A 14595-nucleotide genomic window follows, 5' to 3' on the forward strand; every position below is an offset into this window, starting at 1 on the left:
TCGGCGTTGGCTGCACTCACCCCAGTCACTTACTTGAGTAAGCTCCCGGGGATTCTCGAGTTTGCCGCCTTGAAGCAACTTCAATTATTTTGGGTATAGCCTCTCAACCCGGAGAACAACCATGACGATGAAAGTGCTCGGTTATGCGGCACAGTCCGCAGATGTTCCACTTGCTCCATTCGAATTTATGCGACGCGCACCGCGTCCTGATGACGTGGTGATCGAAGTGATGTACTGCGGCGTTTGCCACTCAGACCTACACCAGGCGCGTAATGACTGGGGTTTTAGTCAATATCCTGTGGTGCCCGGCCATGAAGTCGTTGGGCGCGTGGCCTCCGTTGGCAGTGACGTGACAAAATTCAAGCCAGGCGATTACGCGGGTATCGGCTGTATGGTGGACTCGTGTCGTATCTGCCATCCGTGTAAAGAGGGCCTTGAGCAGTACTGTGAAGAGGGCAACGTGCAGACCTACAATGGCGTTGATCGCCATGATCATCTGCCAACCTACGGTGGTTACTCGCAGGCGATTGTCGCCTCAGAAGATTTTGTGCTGAAAATGCCTGAGGGCATGGATCTCAAAGGTGCGGCCCCATTGCTGTGCGCGGGTATTACCACGTGGTCGCCACTGCGCCACTGGAATGTAGGCGAAGGTAGCAATGTGGCTGTTATCGGGCTGGGTGGCTTAGGCCATATGGCACTGAAACTGGCAAACGCGATGGGGGCGGAAGTCACTCTGTTCACCCGTTCTGCGAGCAAAGAGGAAGACGCACGCCGTCTGGGGGCGCATCACATTGTACTTTCCACCGATGATGAGCAGATGGCATCGGTTAGAAATCAGTTCGACCTGATTATCGACACCGTACCTTATGACCACGATATCAACCCGTATATGCCAACTCTGACGCTGGATGGCACGCTGGTGTATGTCGGTTTGCTGGGCAACATTGAACCGCCAGTTAGCACCTTGCCGATGATTCTGGGTCGCCGTTCAGTTGCCGGATCCTGTATTGGCGGCATCAAAGAAACCCAGGAAATGCTGGATTTCTGCGGTGAACACGGGATTGTTTCAGATATTGAGATGATCAACATGCCGGATATCAACGCAGCCTATGAGCGGATGCTGAAAAGTGATGTGAAGTACCGTTTCGTGATTGATATGGCGACGCTGAAAGCCTGATTGCACAAACCCTCTCTGTAAAAAAGGGAGGGTTTTTCTGGTTATAGCCTCCCTTCCAACATCACATTTCATATACAATCGCGCAACACTTGCTGTATTTGGTAGATAGCCCGGTTGCCGTCACTCTTCTCCCTTTCACGTCATAAATGGCCTTTTGCTCTCGCTTTACTGGCGATGGCGATGCTTTTTATCGCCCCGGTGATTTCAAAATCACTGGAACAGCGGCGTGCGGCGGCGAATGGTGACCATCATGTGATGAGCCATTCAGGCGGCATGATGATGGAGATGGGCAATATGGAAATGCCTACCACATCCCATTTGATGCCGGGCGCGGGCGCTTCCTTGATGGATGATATCGCCTGCGGGTATTGCCAACTTCTGCTGCATATCCCACTGATCGTCTGGCTATTTATTCCCTTTGTCTGGTTGGCGTGGCGTATTTCGCGTGCGCCACCTCCTCCGGTTATCGCAGCGCGTCTGCCCCAGCATGACGATGCCGAAGCGCTGCCACGCGCGCCTCCTGTCGAACTGTCTCGTTAATACAAACATCATTTAACGTCACAGTTGTACTGGAGATAACCATGTCTGTGAATCAATCTCAGCTCGCCCGCCGTGGCGCGCTGCTGACGCTTTTGCGTCGCCTGCATTTCTATATTGGCTTGTTTGTTGGTCCGTTTATTTTTATCGCAGCACTTACCGGCACCCTATATGTGTTGACGCCACAAATTGAGAATGCGCTTTATCATGAAGCCTTGCGCACGCCAGATACCGGCCCAAACCAATCGCTTTCGCAGCAAATAGGCGCTGCACGCCATTATATTGGCAACGATGCCAGCATCTCAGCCGTACGGCCTGCCCCTTATCCAGGCGACACCACCCGTGTGCAGTTTGTTGACTCGACGCTTGGTGAGTCCGAATCTCGTGCCATTTTTGTCTCGCCTGCAACACTTGCCATTCAGGGTGATATGACGGTGTATGGCACCAGCGGTGTGCTGCCACTGCGTACCTGGATTGATCAATTCCATCGCGCATTGCTGTTGGGTGATACCGGCAGAATTTACAGTGAGCTTGCTGCGTCCTGGCTATGGGTTGCAGCACTTGGCGGCGTGGTGTTGTGGCTGACCTCACGGCCAAAAAGAAAGTTAAAAGTACGGCAAACCCCGCAAAGAAAAGCGCGCCACTGGCACATTACGCTGGGTGCTGCGTTGCTGCTCGGCCTGCTGTTTTTCTCTGCCACCGGGCTGACATGGTCGCAGTGGGCAGGCGGCAATATCGACAAAATGCGCAGCACGCTCGGTTGGATGACGCCGCAGGTAAATACCTCGCTGGCACCAAAAACCGGGCATCAGCACCACGATCCCCACGCCGAACATCATGCCATGATGCCGGGAATGGTAATGCCGCAAACAGACGACAGTGTCTGGGATCAGGTACTTGCAGCCGCTCGTGGCGCCGGAATTGAATCGAGTAAAATCGAAATTCGCTCAGCCCGTTCGGCAGATAAGGCCTGGACCGTGACCGAAATTGACCGCGCCTGGCCGACGCATGTTGATACCGCAGCAGTCGATCCAACCAGTTTTAAGGTGATTGACCGCACCTGGTTTGCTGATTTCCCGCTGGTTGCCAAACTGACGCGCTGGGGAATTGATGCTCATATGGGTGTGCTTTTCGGGCTGGCAAACCAGCTATTGCTGGCAGCGTTTGGCATTGGTCTGTGCGCGATGGTGATTCTCGGTTACCGGATGTGGTGGTTAAAACGCCCGGCGGCTTCTGCGAGCAACCCCGCACAAACGCTAAGTGAAGCGTGGCTTGCACTGCCAGGTGCGTGGCGTGCAGGAGTGGTGATTGTCGCGCTGCTCTTTGGCTACTGCCTGCCGGTAATGGGTGCCAGCCTGTTGCTGTTTATCGTTGCTGATATTGGCCGCTGGCGCAAAAACGCGTTGAAATTGCAGACTTCGTAATTCCCTTCCCCCTCTCTTTCTGGCGAGGGGGAAATCGTATTCTCCAGCCCTCCCCTCTACAAATATTGGTCCTACCAATCCCGCCAAAAACGTGACCTCTTTGTGCATAACGACAAAAAAGCGCAACACCAATATTGCCATTAATTAACAAAAGATTAACCTTTACGCATTATCTACCCTACATCGCAATATTGGTCCTACCAATTAAGCGAAAAATAATAAGCACATCACGTTCTGGAGAGTCCTGCATGCAAGCCTGGCAACAAGTCTATGACCCCGCAGGTAACATATGGCTATCAAGCCTCATCGCCGCTATTCCGATTATTTTCTTCTTCTTCGCACTGATTAAACTGCGTATGAAGGGCTACACCGCCGCCACCATTACCGTGGTCCTGGCGCTATTAGTGGCGTTACTTTTCTACCGTATGCCGGTTGACCGCGCATTGTCGTCAGTTGTGTACGGCTTCTTCTACGGACTCTGGCCGATTGCCTGGATTATTATCGCCGCGGTTTTTGTCTATAAAATCTCAGTAAAAACCGGGCAGTTCGACATTATCCGTTCGTCGATTCTTTCCATTACGCCTGACCAGCGCCTGCAAATGCTGATCGTCGGTTTTTCCTTCGGCGCGTTTCTTGAAGGGGCTGCGGGTTTCGGTGCGCCAGTGGCGATTACCGCCGCATTACTGGTTGGCCTCGGCTTTAACCCGCTATACGCCGCTGGTCTTTGCCTGATAGTGAACACCGCACCAGTAGCGTTTGGTGCGATGGGGATTCCCATTATTGTCGCAGGCCAGGTTACCGGACTCGATAGCTTTGAGATCGGCCAAATGGTGGGCCGCCAGTTGCCGTTCCTGACCATGATTGTACTGTTCTGGATTATGGCGATTATGGACGGCTGGCGCGGTATTAAGGAGACGTGGCCTGCGGTAATTGTGGCGGGTGGTTCATTCGCCATAGCGCAATTCCTCAGCTCAAACTTCTTAGGGCCAGAGCTTCCTGACATTATCTCTTCGCTGGTTTCACTGGTTTGCTTGACCGCTTTCTTACGCGTCTGGAAGCCGGTTCGCATCTTCCGTTTTGGCGATATTGGCGCATCGGTCACCGATCAGACGCTGGCTCGCAAAAACTACACCGCCGGCCAGGTGGTTCGCGCCTGGATGCCGTTTATCTTCCTGACAGCAACCGTCACACTCTGGAGCATCCCGCCGTTTAAAGCGCTGTTTGCACCAGGTGGTGCCATGGCTGATTGGGTATTGAACGTCTCGGTGCCATTCCTCGACAAAATGGTCGCCAAAATGCCACCGGTTGTCGCCGAAAGCATGGCCTACGCGGCGGTGTATAAATTTGACTGGTTCTCAGCAACCGGCACCGCGATTCTGGTTGCAGCACTCATCTCCATCGTTTATCTGCGCATGAAACCGAAAGCGGCCATCGAAACCTTCGGTGAAACGCTCAAGGAGCTGGCGCTGCCGATTTACTCCATCGGCATGGTGTTGGCATTCGCGTTTATCTCCAACTACTCCGGCCTTTCGGCAACGCTCGCTCTGGCGTTGGCGCATACTGGCCACGCATTTACTTTCTTCTCGCCTTTCCTTGGCTGGCTGGGTGTGTTCCTGACGGGTTCAGATACGTCATCAAACGCCTTGTTCGCCGCGTTGCAGGCCACGACCGCACAACAGATTGGCGTGTCGGACTTGCTGCTGGTTGCCGCCAACACCACGGGTGGCGTCACCGGGAAGATGATTTCGCCGCAATCTATCGCCATCGCCTGTGCAGCAGTAGGGCTTGTGGGTAGAGAGTCGGATCTGTTCCGCTTCACCGTTAAACACAGCCTGATTTTCACCTGCATGGTTGGCGTAATTACTACACTACAGGCCTATGTCTTAACCTGGATGATCCCTTAATGACGACGCACCTGCGCCTGGCCGACCATCTGGTCGAGCGCGTAAAAGCACTGATTAGCGAACGTAATCTGGAGGCGGGCATGCGGTTGCCCGCCGAACGCCAGCTTGCGGCTGAAATGGGCGTCTCACGCTCATCAATTCGCGAGGCGATTCAAAAGCTAATTAGCGAAGGCATTCTGATTAGCCGTCGCGGCGGCGGCACCTTTGTGCGCTATGAAGTTCAGGCGTGGTCTGAACAACGAATCGTACAGCCACTGAAAACGCTGGTGGAAGATGACCCCAACTACCGCTACGACATTTTAGAAGCGCGCCACGCGATAGAAGCCAGCACTGCGTGGTACGCCGCTCAGCGGGCCACACCTGCCGATAAAGAGAAGCTCATCGCCTGCTTTGATGCGACGGTGAAATTTAAAGAGAGCGATGACCCGGATCTCGCAGCCCAGGCCGACGTGCGCTTTCACCTGGCAATTGCCGAAGCCTCTCACAACATCGTATTGCTCCAGACGATGCGCGGTTTTTTTGACCTGCTGCAATCCTCAGTAATGCATAGCCGCCAGCGCATGTACACCGTACCGGCAATTTTTGCCGGGCTAACTGAACAGCATAACGAACTGTTGCAGGCCATTCTGGCAGGCGACCCGGAACGTGCGCGCACTGCCGCAAAAACACACCTTGGGTTTGTCCATACCACGATTAAAACCCTGCATGAAGATGAAGCCCGACAGGCGCGAATCACCCGCCTGCCCGATGAAGATACCGACGTAACAAGGGACGAAAATCCATGATTATTTCAGCTGCATCAGACTACCGCGCCGCGGCAAAACGCATTTTGCCGCCATTCCTGTTCCATTATATTGACGGTGGGGCTTATGCCGAACACACGCTGCGTCGCAACGTTGATGACCTGGCGCAGGTGGCGTTAAAGCAGCGCGTATTGAAAAACATGTCGGCATTGAGCCTTGAGACCAAACTGTTTAATGAAACCCTATCGATGCCGGTAGCGCTCGCACCGGTTGGTTTGTGCGGAATGTATGCCCGCCGTGGTGAAGTTCAGGCGGCAAAAGCGGCAGCCGCAAAAGGCATTCCGTTTACGCTTTCTACCGTTTCTGTCTGCCCGATCGAAGAAGTGGCACCCGCCATTGACCGACCAATGTGGTTCCAGCTGTATGTTTTAAAAGACCGTGGTTTTATGCGCAATGCGCTGGAGCGCGCCAAAGCCGCTGGCTGCTCGACGCTGGTGTTTACCGTTGATATGCCGACCCCAGGTGCGCGTTATCGCGATGCGCATTCCGGTATGAGCGGGCAACATGCCGCGCTTCGTCGTTACTGGCAGGCCGTGACGCATCCGCAATGGGCGTGGGATGTCGGCCTGAACGGTCGCCCCCATGATTTAGGGAATATCTCAACTTATCTGGGTAAACCGACCGGGCTTGAAGATTATATTGGCTGGCTTGCAAATAACTTCGACCCGTCGATTTCCTGGAGTGACCTGGAGTGGATTCGTGAGTTCTGGGATGGCCCGATGATCATCAAGGGCATTCTCGACCCGCAAGATGCCAAAGATGCGGTACGTTTCGGGGCTGATGGGATTGTGGTGTCAAACCACGGGGGCCGCCAGCTCGACGGCGTGCTGTCATCGTGTCGCGCCCTACCCGCCATTGCTGACGCTGTCAAAGGTGATATCGCGATTCTTGCCGATAGCGGCATCCGCAGTGGGCTGGACGTGGTGCGCATGATTGCGCTCGGAGCCGATACTTGCCTGTTAGGCCGCGCTTATCTGTATGCGCTGGCAACTCACGGCCAGGCAGGTGTCACCAACTTGCTGAACTTAATCGAGAAAGAGATGCGCGTGGCGATGACGCTGACCGGTGCTAAATCTATCTCTGAAATCAGCCCTGAGTTGCTGGTGCGCGAAGGGCTTAAAGATATTCTTTCGCCACAAAGCATGGCGGTTGGGTTTTAAATAAACTGATGCTCGCCAGGTTGTAAGTGGCGAGCATTTCCACTTAATTCGTCAGCTCCGCAAAACTGATACCAGCAGCATTAATGATTTTTTTAGTAGTGCTAATGGTCGGGTTGCCGCGTGAGGAAAGCGTTCTGTAGAGCGTTTCGCGGTTCAGTTTGGTTTCGGCTGCAATTTTGCTCACCCCGCCCCGAGCTTCAACAAGGCGGCGTAAAGCGAGCAGGAATAACACTTCACCGTTTTCTTCATCCAGACCCGCAAATGCCCCTTTTATATATTCAACGGCAAAGGCGGGATCTTCTTGAAGCATTTCAATAACAGTTTGGTCAAACTCGTTAAATTTCATTTTCTGACTCCCGATGTTCTTGCCACCACGCCACTGCCTGGTCGATATCTGCTTGCTGCTTGCGTTTGTCACCACCGAGCAGTAACAGATAAGTATTCTTGCCTTCATGGGCGTAATAAATTCTGTAGCCCGGCCATTCATCAATGCGCATTTCCCAAACGCCTTGCCTGCAAGGCTTATGGTCACCTGGGTTATTGAGCGCTAACTGGTCAATTCGTTGTACGATCTTTGTTTTAGCGCGTACATCCCTTAACACCCTTAACCACTCATCAAATGGAACCCTGCCATTTTGCAGCCTGAAATACTTAATGATGTTCATCCCTGAAGCCCCTCAATTGTAGCTTAAATACCACAGCGATCAATGAATAAATTTTGCGCGAAAAAGCTTATTGCGCAGCAGGCTACAGCAGGACCAATGAATACAGCGAGAGAAGTTCGAAGGGGTGTTTCAGCTTTGCGGCATATCTTCCAGGATGGAAATAAATGGAGCAACGCTGCCGCCGAAATTCATCGGGACAGCGTTTGTAGAACGTTAATTGAGTTTGTAATCGAGGGTAATTTCAGCTTTCATCAATTGTGAAACCGGACAACCGGCTTTGGCTTTCTGAATGATTTTGTCGAACTTCGCGCTATCTGCATTCGGCACTTTTACCGTGCTGGTTAACGCTATTTTGGTGATAGCAAAACCACCATCGGTTTTATCCAGTGAAACATCGGCTACTGTATCAATGCTTTCTGCTGTGTAGCCCTCTTCGCCAAGCATCAGCGAGAGCGCCATCGAGAAACAGGCTGCATGTGCGGCACCAATTAGCTCTTCTGGATTGGTACCGGCTGCGCCTTCAAAGCGGGTATTAAAACCATATGGCTGTTCTTTCAATGCGCCGCTCTCGGTAGAGACGGTGCCTTTACCGCGTTTAATGTCACCTTCCCAGTGAGCCTGCCCTTTCTTATGAATCGTCATCTTTGTGCTCCTGTTTTATTTACGCAAAGCATAAGTATAGAAGTTGAATACAGGTCTGCCTGGCAACTAAGAGCAATCCTTACCGCGTAAAAATAAATCGAATAAATCCTCACCCTCAAGTGTTCACTGCATACCGAACACCACGAGGGCTTTACCATGAACCGTTTTTCTCCCTGGTTGTTACCTGCTATTGCGAGCAGCTTCTTATTACTTTCAGGCTATGCCCAGGCGATGGGTGGCAGCAGTGACGAACCCACCCCGCCAACCTGTCCGAAAGGGCAAATTTATGACTCGAAAACCAAAACCTGCATGGTCGATAAAGGCGGGATGATTGGCGATGAAGCGCGTACCGATTACGCCTACGCGCTGGCAAAAGCGGGTCGTTATCAAGAAGCTCTGGATATGCTCAACACGCTAAAAGATCCCAACACTGCCGAAGCGCTAAACTATCGAGGCTACGCCACTCGCAAGCTTGGCCGCACCGATGAAGGCATCAGCTATTATTTAAAATCTGTAGCGCTCGATCCCAAATATCCAAAGGTTCGTGAATATCTGGGCGAAGCCTACATGATCAAAAATCGTCCTGATTTAGCACGTGAGCAGCTTGCGACTATCAAAACGCTGTGCGGTGTCGGTTGCGAAGAATATCGTGACCTTGCAGCAGCCATCGACGGTCATCCGGAATCCTGATATTCGCCTGTGGAGGCAAAAATCAGCAGCGAGACAATACGCAACGAAATAGCCCACTACCTCTCCCGTTTGTGGCGTTACGCCCTGGTGCTTTCACATAAGCGGGATGTGGCGGACGATCTCGTTCAGGCTACCTGTGTGCGGGCACTGGAACGCGCCTCACAATACGTTGCTGGCAGTCGGATGGACCGCTGGCTGTTCTCTATTTTGCATTCGATCTGGATTAATGAAGTGCGGGCCCAGCAAATTCGCCGCGGGCAAGGTTTTGTTGATGTGGATGAACTGCCCGGAACTGAAAACAGTGATGACCCTATTTGGTCAAACGATGTGATGAAACGAGTTAATCGCCTACCCGAAGCCCAGCGAAATACCGTTTTTTTGGTATACGTAGAGGAGTTGTCATACCAGGAAGCAGCAGTAGTGTTGAATGTGCCTGTTGGAACGGTAATGAGCCGCCTTTCCACGGCGCGTCTCACGCTTGCAAGAGACAGCGCACTCCAGCCAAATTCGCCGCAAATCAAAGGAGAGAAATCATGAGACTTCCGCTGGGTTCGGACGAAATGCTGGTGGCGTATCTGGATAATGAGCTCAGTGATGCACAGCGCAAAGTTCTGGAAAGCAGGCTGTTTGAGGACGACGCTCTTGCTCAGCGCCTGGCTCTACTGGAGCGAAGCAATCTGCCTTTTAAAACGGCTTTTGAACCACTACTGGAGATGGCCCCAGCTAAGCGATTACAACAGCGGCTCCCTCCTGAAATTCGCAAAACCTCAGGGGTTTCGCGACGCCATTTGATCGCGGCCGCAGTCGGTTTCCTGGCACTTGGCGTGATTGGCGATCGGGTGATTATTCATTTAACGCAACCCGAAGATAACTGGCGCGAATTAGTGGCGCAGTATATGGCGCTTTATACGCCGGAAACACTGGCAGAAACGCCATCAAACCAGGCTATGGATGCGCAATTGCAGACAACAGGCGAACAGCTAGGCCTTGTTCTTTCCTCTTCGAGTCTGTCGTTACCAGGTGCAGTATTAAAGAACGCGCGAGTGCTGGCTTATGACGACCAGAAAATTGCGCAAATTACCTGGCTTGATGAAGTGCATGGCCCAATGGCGTTATGCATTACAAAAAATACTGGCCGCGGGATGCAAAAGATGAACGAACAACGGCTCGGCATGAATATTGTTTATTGGGCAAGTGCGAACCACCAGTTTATGGTGATTGGGCATGGTACTGAGGAACAAGTTAGTCAAGTTGCTGAGCGGTTACAAAGTACAATTGGTGCTTAGTTCAGGCAGACAGCTTTGCTTGCCCACATGCAAAATTTGCAAAGCGCATACTTAAACCGCCCAGTCTTCGACACGCAACCGCGCCACCATAGTAAAGGTACGATCGCTGGTTATCAGCGTGGCGTTTCGGCTCAGTGCATGCGCGGCAATTAACTGGTCAAGATGGCCCAATACTTTGCCTTTCTTTTCCATCGCCGCTCGTAATTGGCCGTAGCTTTTTGCCGCTTCACTATCCCAGGCGTAGACCGATACTGTTTCCAAAAACCCCTGTACCGCTGCAGCCAGAGTTTTACTCTGGCGTTTAGCAACGCCATACAACAGCTCAGCCTCCGTGATACTAGAAATGCACACTTCTACAGGCCGCGTTTGAGCAAGCTTTTCTATCACTTTAGGATGCTGACGGAAAAGATAGCTCACCGTGTTGGTATCGAGCATGTACATGATCAGTCCATCCCTGCAAAGGGATCTCTGTCAGCAATACTCTGGTTACGCTCTTGTTCATCAAGGAACGTATCCGACACTTTTGCTTTCTTAACTAAAGCAAAAACGTTTTCCCATCCTTCTGGTTTAGCTGGATTTTTTGAAAGAATCACGTTTCCCTCCTTGTCTTTGCGGATATACACCCTGTCGGTATCAAACTCAAACTCCACCGGTAACCTCACCGCCTGGTTTCTGCCGTTTTTAAAAAGCTTCGCAACGCGTTCCATAGTATCTCCTGGCACTTAATGACCTATGCCATAGCATATGCCAGAGACATACATTCGCCAAGCTCACTTTATATTCAATTAACGTTTTCGAGGGCAACACTACCCTGGATTTATACAATCAGCCTGGCTTTATTTCGACGGAATTATTGTTTTGCGAGAAGCTTTCAGGATTATGAAAATAACAACGCGGCATTGCAGCCCGGAATGATGAATGGCTCAAAATCAGGGTGGGTAAACTGACCATTTACCCACCCTGATATGCTACTGAACTAAAGCAGTCAACTTGCCAAATACGCCTGCGCCATCGGCATCACGCCTGATTTGCACCACATCTTCAAGCTTGTCGATTTGGCTAATCATTTGCTCAAGGCGCTGGTCGTCCGCCACTTGTAGCCAGATTCGGCTTTGGTCGCCCTGCGCTAGCGGAAGGCAGAGAATGCCTTCAACGTTGAACGCACGGCGGGCAAACAGGCCACAAATGTGAGACATCACGCCCGGATGGTTACGCACCGTAAGTTCCAGAATAACGGTTAGTTGTTGCATCGCTTACTCTCCAATCATCTCAATATTGGCAGCGCCTGGCGGCACCATCGGGAATACTTTTTCGCTGGCATCTATGCGCACGTGAATCAGGCATGGGCCAGGTCGTGAAATCGCCTCTTGCAGCGCCTGTTGCGGGTTTTCGGCTGCGTTCAAATCGCAGGTCGCGAGACCAAAACCTTCGGCGATTTTCAGGAAATTAGTCTGCCCTGAATAGGTCGCAGCAAAGACATTTTGTTGATAGAACAATGTTTGTTGTTGATGCACCAGCCCCAAAGCCTGGTTGTTGAGCAAAATGATTTTTACATCCAGATTATGTTCCGCAGCGGTCGCCATTTCCTGAATATTCATCATGATGCTGCCATCGCCAGTGAAGCACAGCACTTTGCGATTCGGTTCAGCTAATGCCGCTCCTACCGCCGCAGGCAGGCCAAAGCCCATGGTGCCCAGGCCGCCAGAAGTCAGCCACTGGCGCGGTCGGTTCAGCGGATAGGCCTGAGCCACCCACATCTGGTGCTGGCCAACGTCGGTGGTAATCACCGCTTCATCATCCACACAGGCGGCGGCTGCGTTAATCAGGCCGTACGGCGTTAACGGGTTATCTGCACCAGGCATATTGAACGGGAATTCATGCTGCAAACCAGCCACTTGTTGCAGCCATTCCTCGCGTGGTTTGGCGTCAATTTTTGGCAATAATTGTTCCAGCACTTCACCCACATCAGCGCGAATGGCAACATGAGCCTGTTTGATTTTACCCAGCTCAGCACGGTCGATATCAACATGAATGATTTTCGCGTTCGGGCAGAACTCTTCGGTTTTACCAATCGCGCGGTCATCAAAACGCGCGCCCAAAACAATCAGCAAATCCGCTTCCTGCAAAATGTAGTTGGTGCTTCGAGCACCGTGCATACCCAACATACCCAACGATAACGGGTGTTTCGCCGGAACAGTGCCCAGCGCCATTAACGTCATTGTGGTTGGCAGATTAGCTTTTTCGGCCAGTGCACGCGCATCAGCATGGGCATTAATCACCCCGCCACCAAGGTACAGCACCGGGCGCTGTGCCTGATTAATCATCGCGGCAGCATCGGCAATTTGTTGGGCTTCAAATTGTGGTGCAGGAGTGTGTGCGGAAACAGACGGCAACTCGCTAATATCAATTTCTGCGGTCTGCACATCTTTTGGAATATCAATCCAGACTGGGCCTGGGCGGCCAGATTCAGCAATGCGAAACGCGTCGCAAATTACCTGCGGTAGTTCAGCAATATCGCGAACCAGATAGTTGTGTTTGGTGATAGGAATGGAGATGCCGTAGGTATCGACTTCCTGGAATGCGTCGGTGCCGATCATCGATTTCGGCACCTGGCCGGTGATGCATACCAGCGGGATGGAATCGAGTCGCGCATCGGCAATAGCGGTGACCAGATTTGTCGCTCCAGGACCGCTACAGGCGATGCACACCGCCGCTTTGCCCTGCGTTCGTGCCATGCCCTGCGCCATAAAGCCCGCACCTTGTTCGTGGCGCGCCAGAATGTGGCGGATTTTTTGGCTTTTACTCAGTGCGTTGTAGAGCGGCAGAACGGTGCCACCGGGAATACCGCTAACGGTGGTGATGCCATGATGTTCAAGCATTTGCACAATTAATTGTGCACCCGTAATACGGTTTGCTTGCGGTGGGTTTTCCGAAATTGCCATTGCTCCAGTCCTTCTTCTTATGCCGTTTCGCTTTTGGCCGGGGGACTAAAACAAGAAACCCCGCCCGGTTTGCGCCGGCGGGGTTTTGGAATCGTTGTGTTGATTCAGACCCTACGGCGCATTGCCGACGACGACCACCACCACACGCACGACGACCACCGCGGCTGGTAGCACGGTTAGTAGTAGGGCTGATGTGTGCAGGTTAGTTGTCATTTGGGTCCTGAATGTGTTGTGTGTTTTTAACAGCGAATTTCATACAAACATACTGCTTCGTTTCGCACAACAGCTTTATTCGCCATGGATGAAAATCGTGCGGAAGATCACATCCGCGTTTCAGCGTTTAAATGGTTGTTGCAGCAAACTCCTGACGCAACTCATCAATCGGCAGGTAACGCCCGATAATCACTAAGCGCGATACTCGCGATTCAGATGGGTGCCACATCGAGCCATAATCAAAACCCACCACTTTATGTACGCCCTGCACAATTAAGCGCTGTGGGTGATCGGCTATTGCCAACACGCCTTTGTAGCGCAGCATGTCATTGCCAAAACGCGCGATGCAGCTTTCCATAAACGCGCCGATTTTTTTCACATCCAGCATTCCGGCATCAAAAACATGGGCCTGAATGGCATCATCCCAGGAGCGTTTGGCAGGCATTTTACGGAACGGCTGGAAACGATCGGGGTGGCTGGCATCAGCGCGAATCACATGGAACCCTGTGGCCATATCGATATTATCAGTGAGTTCAAAAGCGTTAAGATCAAGCCAAAACTCTTCCGGACATTCACCGTTTACGATCTCAAACAGATCCGCTTTGTTATTGATCCGATTAATCCGATCCAGCGCCAGCTGTTTTGTCTCTTCGTCAACACGATCCGCTTTCGTCAGCAAAATACGATCGGCAAAGCCAAGCTGTGACGCAGCAACTGCATGCTCATCAAGCTGGCGTGAGATATGTTCGGCATCGGCAAGTGCGATAACGGCATCCAGGCGCAACGCTTCACGCAGGTGTTCATCAACAAAGAAGGTCTGGACGATAGGCGCCGGGTCAGCAAGGCCCGTGGTTTCAACAATCAGACGATCAAATTTCAGCTTTCCGGCCGCACGTTTTTCCAGCATTTCTCTTAATGCGGCAGTGAACTCCCCACGCACGCTGCAACAGACACAGCCATTACTGAGTTCCACAACGTTGACGTTTTCACCGCCTCTGAGCAATGCGCCATCAATGTTTACTGCACCAAATTCGTTTTCAAGAATAGCGACGGGGGCGTTGTCGGAATGGGCGAGAAAATAGTTAAGCAGCGTGGTTTTCCCTGAGCCGAGAAAACCCGTTAATAGAGTGACAGATACCGCTTGATTCATGT

The 14595-nt window shown here is 52.0% G+C and carries 17 protein-coding genes and 1 pseudogene; 9 read left to right on the forward strand and 9 right to left on the reverse strand.

What is annotated here, in order from left to right; translation table 11 throughout:
• Positions 1 to 121: 121 nt before the first annotated feature.
• The 6 genes and pseudogenes from LVQ77_RS07590 (at position 122) to lldD (ending at position 7005) form a co-directional block, all read left to right on the forward strand.
• Positions 122 to 1177 (forward strand): NAD(P)-dependent alcohol dehydrogenase, encoded by a 1056-nt coding sequence (locus tag LVQ77_RS07590; protein WP_304502992.1) that lies wholly within the window; start codon positions 122 to 124, stop codon positions 1175 to 1177.
• A gap of 114 nt (positions 1178 to 1291) precedes the next feature.
• Positions 1292 to 1717, forward strand: coding sequence for a DUF2946 domain-containing protein (locus LVQ77_RS07595; protein WP_255666841.1), 426 nt, complete (start codon positions 1292 to 1294; stop codon positions 1715 to 1717).
• Between the two features lie 41 nt (positions 1718 to 1758).
• A pseudogene (locus tag LVQ77_RS07600) lies at positions 1759 to 3111 on the forward strand (PepSY-associated TM helix domain-containing protein); the annotation flags it as partial.
• Positions 3112 to 3386: 275 nt separating this feature from the next.
• On the forward strand, positions 3387 to 5042 hold the full coding sequence (lldP, locus tag LVQ77_RS07605; RefSeq protein ID WP_232904103.1) for an L-lactate permease: 1656 nt from the start codon (positions 3387 to 3389) through the stop codon (positions 5040 to 5042).
• Positions 5042 to 5827 carry a transcriptional regulator LldR gene (lldR, locus tag LVQ77_RS07610; protein WP_151994840.1) on the forward strand — a complete coding sequence of 262 codons (786 nt, stop codon included), beginning with the start codon at positions 5042 to 5044 and terminating at the stop codon, positions 5825 to 5827. Before lldP ends, lldR begins: the two co-directional genes overlap by 1 nt.
• Positions 5824 to 7005, forward strand: coding sequence for an FMN-dependent L-lactate dehydrogenase LldD (gene lldD / locus LVQ77_RS07615; protein WP_151994839.1), 1182 nt, complete (start codon positions 5824 to 5826; stop codon positions 7003 to 7005). The genes lldR and lldD overlap by 4 nt, the downstream gene beginning before the upstream one ends.
• A 43-nt stretch (positions 7006 to 7048) precedes the next feature.
• On the opposite strand, the gene LVQ77_RS07620 is transcribed toward lldD, so the two are convergent.
• The 3 genes from LVQ77_RS07620 to LVQ77_RS07630 all read right to left on the reverse strand — a co-directional run bounded on the left by LVQ77_RS07620 (position 7049) and on the right by LVQ77_RS07630 (position 8312).
• Complete coding sequence (locus LVQ77_RS07620; RefSeq protein WP_232864197.1) at positions 7049 to 7351, reverse strand: helix-turn-helix domain-containing transcriptional regulator; 303 nt, start codon at positions 7349 to 7351, stop codon at positions 7049 to 7051.
• Positions 7341 to 7670, reverse strand: a complete 330-nt coding sequence (locus LVQ77_RS07625) for a type II toxin-antitoxin system RelE/ParE family toxin (protein WP_232904104.1) — start codon at positions 7668 to 7670, stop codon at positions 7341 to 7343. The genes LVQ77_RS07620 and LVQ77_RS07625 overlap by 11 nt, the downstream gene beginning before the upstream one ends.
• Positions 7671 to 7883: 213 nt before the next feature.
• Positions 7884 to 8312, reverse strand: coding sequence for an OsmC family protein (locus LVQ77_RS07630; RefSeq protein WP_034456864.1), 429 nt, complete (start codon positions 8310 to 8312; stop codon positions 7884 to 7886).
• Positions 8313 to 8468: 156 nt separating this feature from the next.
• On the opposite strand from LVQ77_RS07630, the gene LVQ77_RS07635 reads away from it, so the two are divergent.
• The 3 genes from LVQ77_RS07635 to LVQ77_RS07645 all read left to right on the forward strand — a co-directional run bounded on the left by LVQ77_RS07635 (position 8469) and on the right by LVQ77_RS07645 (position 10288).
• Positions 8469 to 9002 carry a tetratricopeptide repeat protein gene (locus LVQ77_RS07635; RefSeq protein ID WP_232904105.1) on the forward strand — a complete coding sequence of 178 codons (534 nt, stop codon included), beginning with the start codon at positions 8469 to 8471 and terminating at the stop codon, positions 9000 to 9002.
• A gap of 87 nt (positions 9003 to 9089) precedes the next feature.
• Positions 9090 to 9539 (forward strand): RNA polymerase sigma factor, encoded by a 450-nt coding sequence (locus LVQ77_RS07640; RefSeq protein ID WP_232864287.1) that lies wholly within the window; start codon positions 9090 to 9092, stop codon positions 9537 to 9539.
• Positions 9536 to 10288: an anti-sigma factor family protein gene (locus LVQ77_RS07645; RefSeq protein WP_232904106.1), complete on the forward strand. Its 753-nt coding sequence runs from the start codon at positions 9536 to 9538 to the stop codon at positions 10286 to 10288. Before LVQ77_RS07640 ends, LVQ77_RS07645 begins: the two co-directional genes overlap by 4 nt.
• Before the next feature lie 51 nt (positions 10289 to 10339).
• Here LVQ77_RS07645 and LVQ77_RS07650 read toward each other — a convergent pair whose 3' ends face one another.
• From LVQ77_RS07650 to LVQ77_RS07675, 6 genes are all read right to left on the reverse strand, one after another.
• On the reverse strand, positions 10340 to 10729 hold the full coding sequence (locus tag LVQ77_RS07650; protein WP_232904107.1) for a type II toxin-antitoxin system VapC family toxin: 390 nt from the start codon (positions 10727 to 10729) through the stop codon (positions 10340 to 10342).
• Between the two features lie 2 nt (positions 10730 to 10731).
• Positions 10732 to 10995, reverse strand: a complete 264-nt coding sequence (locus tag LVQ77_RS07655; RefSeq protein WP_232904108.1) for an antitoxin — start codon at positions 10993 to 10995, stop codon at positions 10732 to 10734.
• Between the two features lie 261 nt (positions 10996 to 11256).
• Positions 11257 to 11538: an acetolactate synthase small subunit gene (gene ilvN / locus LVQ77_RS07660; RefSeq protein WP_151994831.1), complete on the reverse strand. Its 282-nt coding sequence runs from the start codon at positions 11536 to 11538 to the stop codon at positions 11257 to 11259.
• Positions 11539 to 11541: 3 nt separating this feature from the next.
• Entirely contained in the window at positions 11542 to 13230 is a 1689-nt protein-coding gene (gene ilvB / locus LVQ77_RS07665) for an acetolactate synthase large subunit (protein WP_232904109.1), read from the reverse strand.
• A gap of 111 nt (positions 13231 to 13341) precedes the next feature.
• Positions 13342 to 13443: an ilvB operon leader peptide IvbL gene (gene ivbL, locus LVQ77_RS07670; RefSeq protein WP_232904110.1), complete on the reverse strand. Its 102-nt coding sequence runs from the start codon at positions 13441 to 13443 to the stop codon at positions 13342 to 13344.
• A gap of 127 nt (positions 13444 to 13570) precedes the next feature.
• Positions 13571 to 14593, reverse strand: coding sequence for a CobW family GTP-binding protein (locus tag LVQ77_RS07675; protein ID WP_232904111.1), 1023 nt, complete (start codon positions 14591 to 14593; stop codon positions 13571 to 13573).
• Between the last annotated feature and the right edge of the window lie 2 nt (positions 14594 to 14595).

The sequence above is a fragment of the Buttiauxella cochleicola genome, from assembly GCF_021282435.1.
Lineage (GTDB): Bacteria > Pseudomonadota > Gammaproteobacteria > Enterobacterales > Enterobacteriaceae > Buttiauxella > Buttiauxella massiliensis.

Bases quoted from the DNA above. Each gene is read 5' to 3' on its own strand.
- LVQ77_RS07675 (WP_232904111.1), bottom strand. From the start codon at position 14,593: ATGAATCAAGCGGTATCTGTCACTCTATTAACGGGTTTTCTCGGCTCA.
- LVQ77_RS07620 (WP_232864197.1), bottom strand. From the start codon at position 7,351: ATGAAATTTAACGAGTTTGACCAAACTGTTATTGAAATGCTTCAAGAA.
- LVQ77_RS07655 (WP_232904108.1), bottom strand. From the start codon at position 10,995: ATGGAACGCGTTGCGAAGCTTTTTAAAAACGGCAGAAACCAGGCGGTG.
- LVQ77_RS07635 (WP_232904105.1), top strand. From the start codon at position 8,469: ATGAACCGTTTTTCTCCCTGGTTGTTACCTGCTATTGCGAGCAGCTTC.
- ilvN (WP_151994831.1), bottom strand. From the start codon at position 11,538: ATGCAACAACTAACCGTTATTCTGGAACTTACGGTGCGTAACCATCCG.
- lldD (WP_151994839.1), top strand. From the start codon at position 5,824: ATGATTATTTCAGCTGCATCAGACTACCGCGCCGCGGCAAAACGCATT.
- LVQ77_RS07645 (WP_232904106.1), top strand. From the start codon at position 9,536: ATGAGACTTCCGCTGGGTTCGGACGAAATGCTGGTGGCGTATCTGGAT.
- LVQ77_RS07590 (WP_304502992.1), top strand. From the start codon at position 122: ATGACGATGAAAGTGCTCGGTTATGCGGCACAGTCCGCAGATGTTCCA.
- ilvB (WP_232904109.1), bottom strand. From the start codon at position 13,230: ATGGCAATTTCGGAAAACCCACCGCAAGCAAACCGTATTACGGGTGCA.
- LVQ77_RS07630 (WP_034456864.1), bottom strand. From the start codon at position 8,312: ATGACGATTCATAAGAAAGGGCAGGCTCACTGGGAAGGTGACATTAAA.
- lldP (WP_232904103.1), top strand. From the start codon at position 3,387: ATGCAAGCCTGGCAACAAGTCTATGACCCCGCAGGTAACATATGGCTA.
- ivbL (WP_232904110.1), bottom strand. From the start codon at position 13,443: ATGACAACTAACCTGCACACATCAGCCCTACTACTAACCGTGCTACCA.
- LVQ77_RS07650 (WP_232904107.1), bottom strand. From the start codon at position 10,729: ATGTACATGCTCGATACCAACACGGTGAGCTATCTTTTCCGTCAGCAT.
- LVQ77_RS07625 (WP_232904104.1), bottom strand. From the start codon at position 7,670: ATGAACATCATTAAGTATTTCAGGCTGCAAAATGGCAGGGTTCCATTT.
- lldR (WP_151994840.1), top strand. From the start codon at position 5,042: ATGACGACGCACCTGCGCCTGGCCGACCATCTGGTCGAGCGCGTAAAA.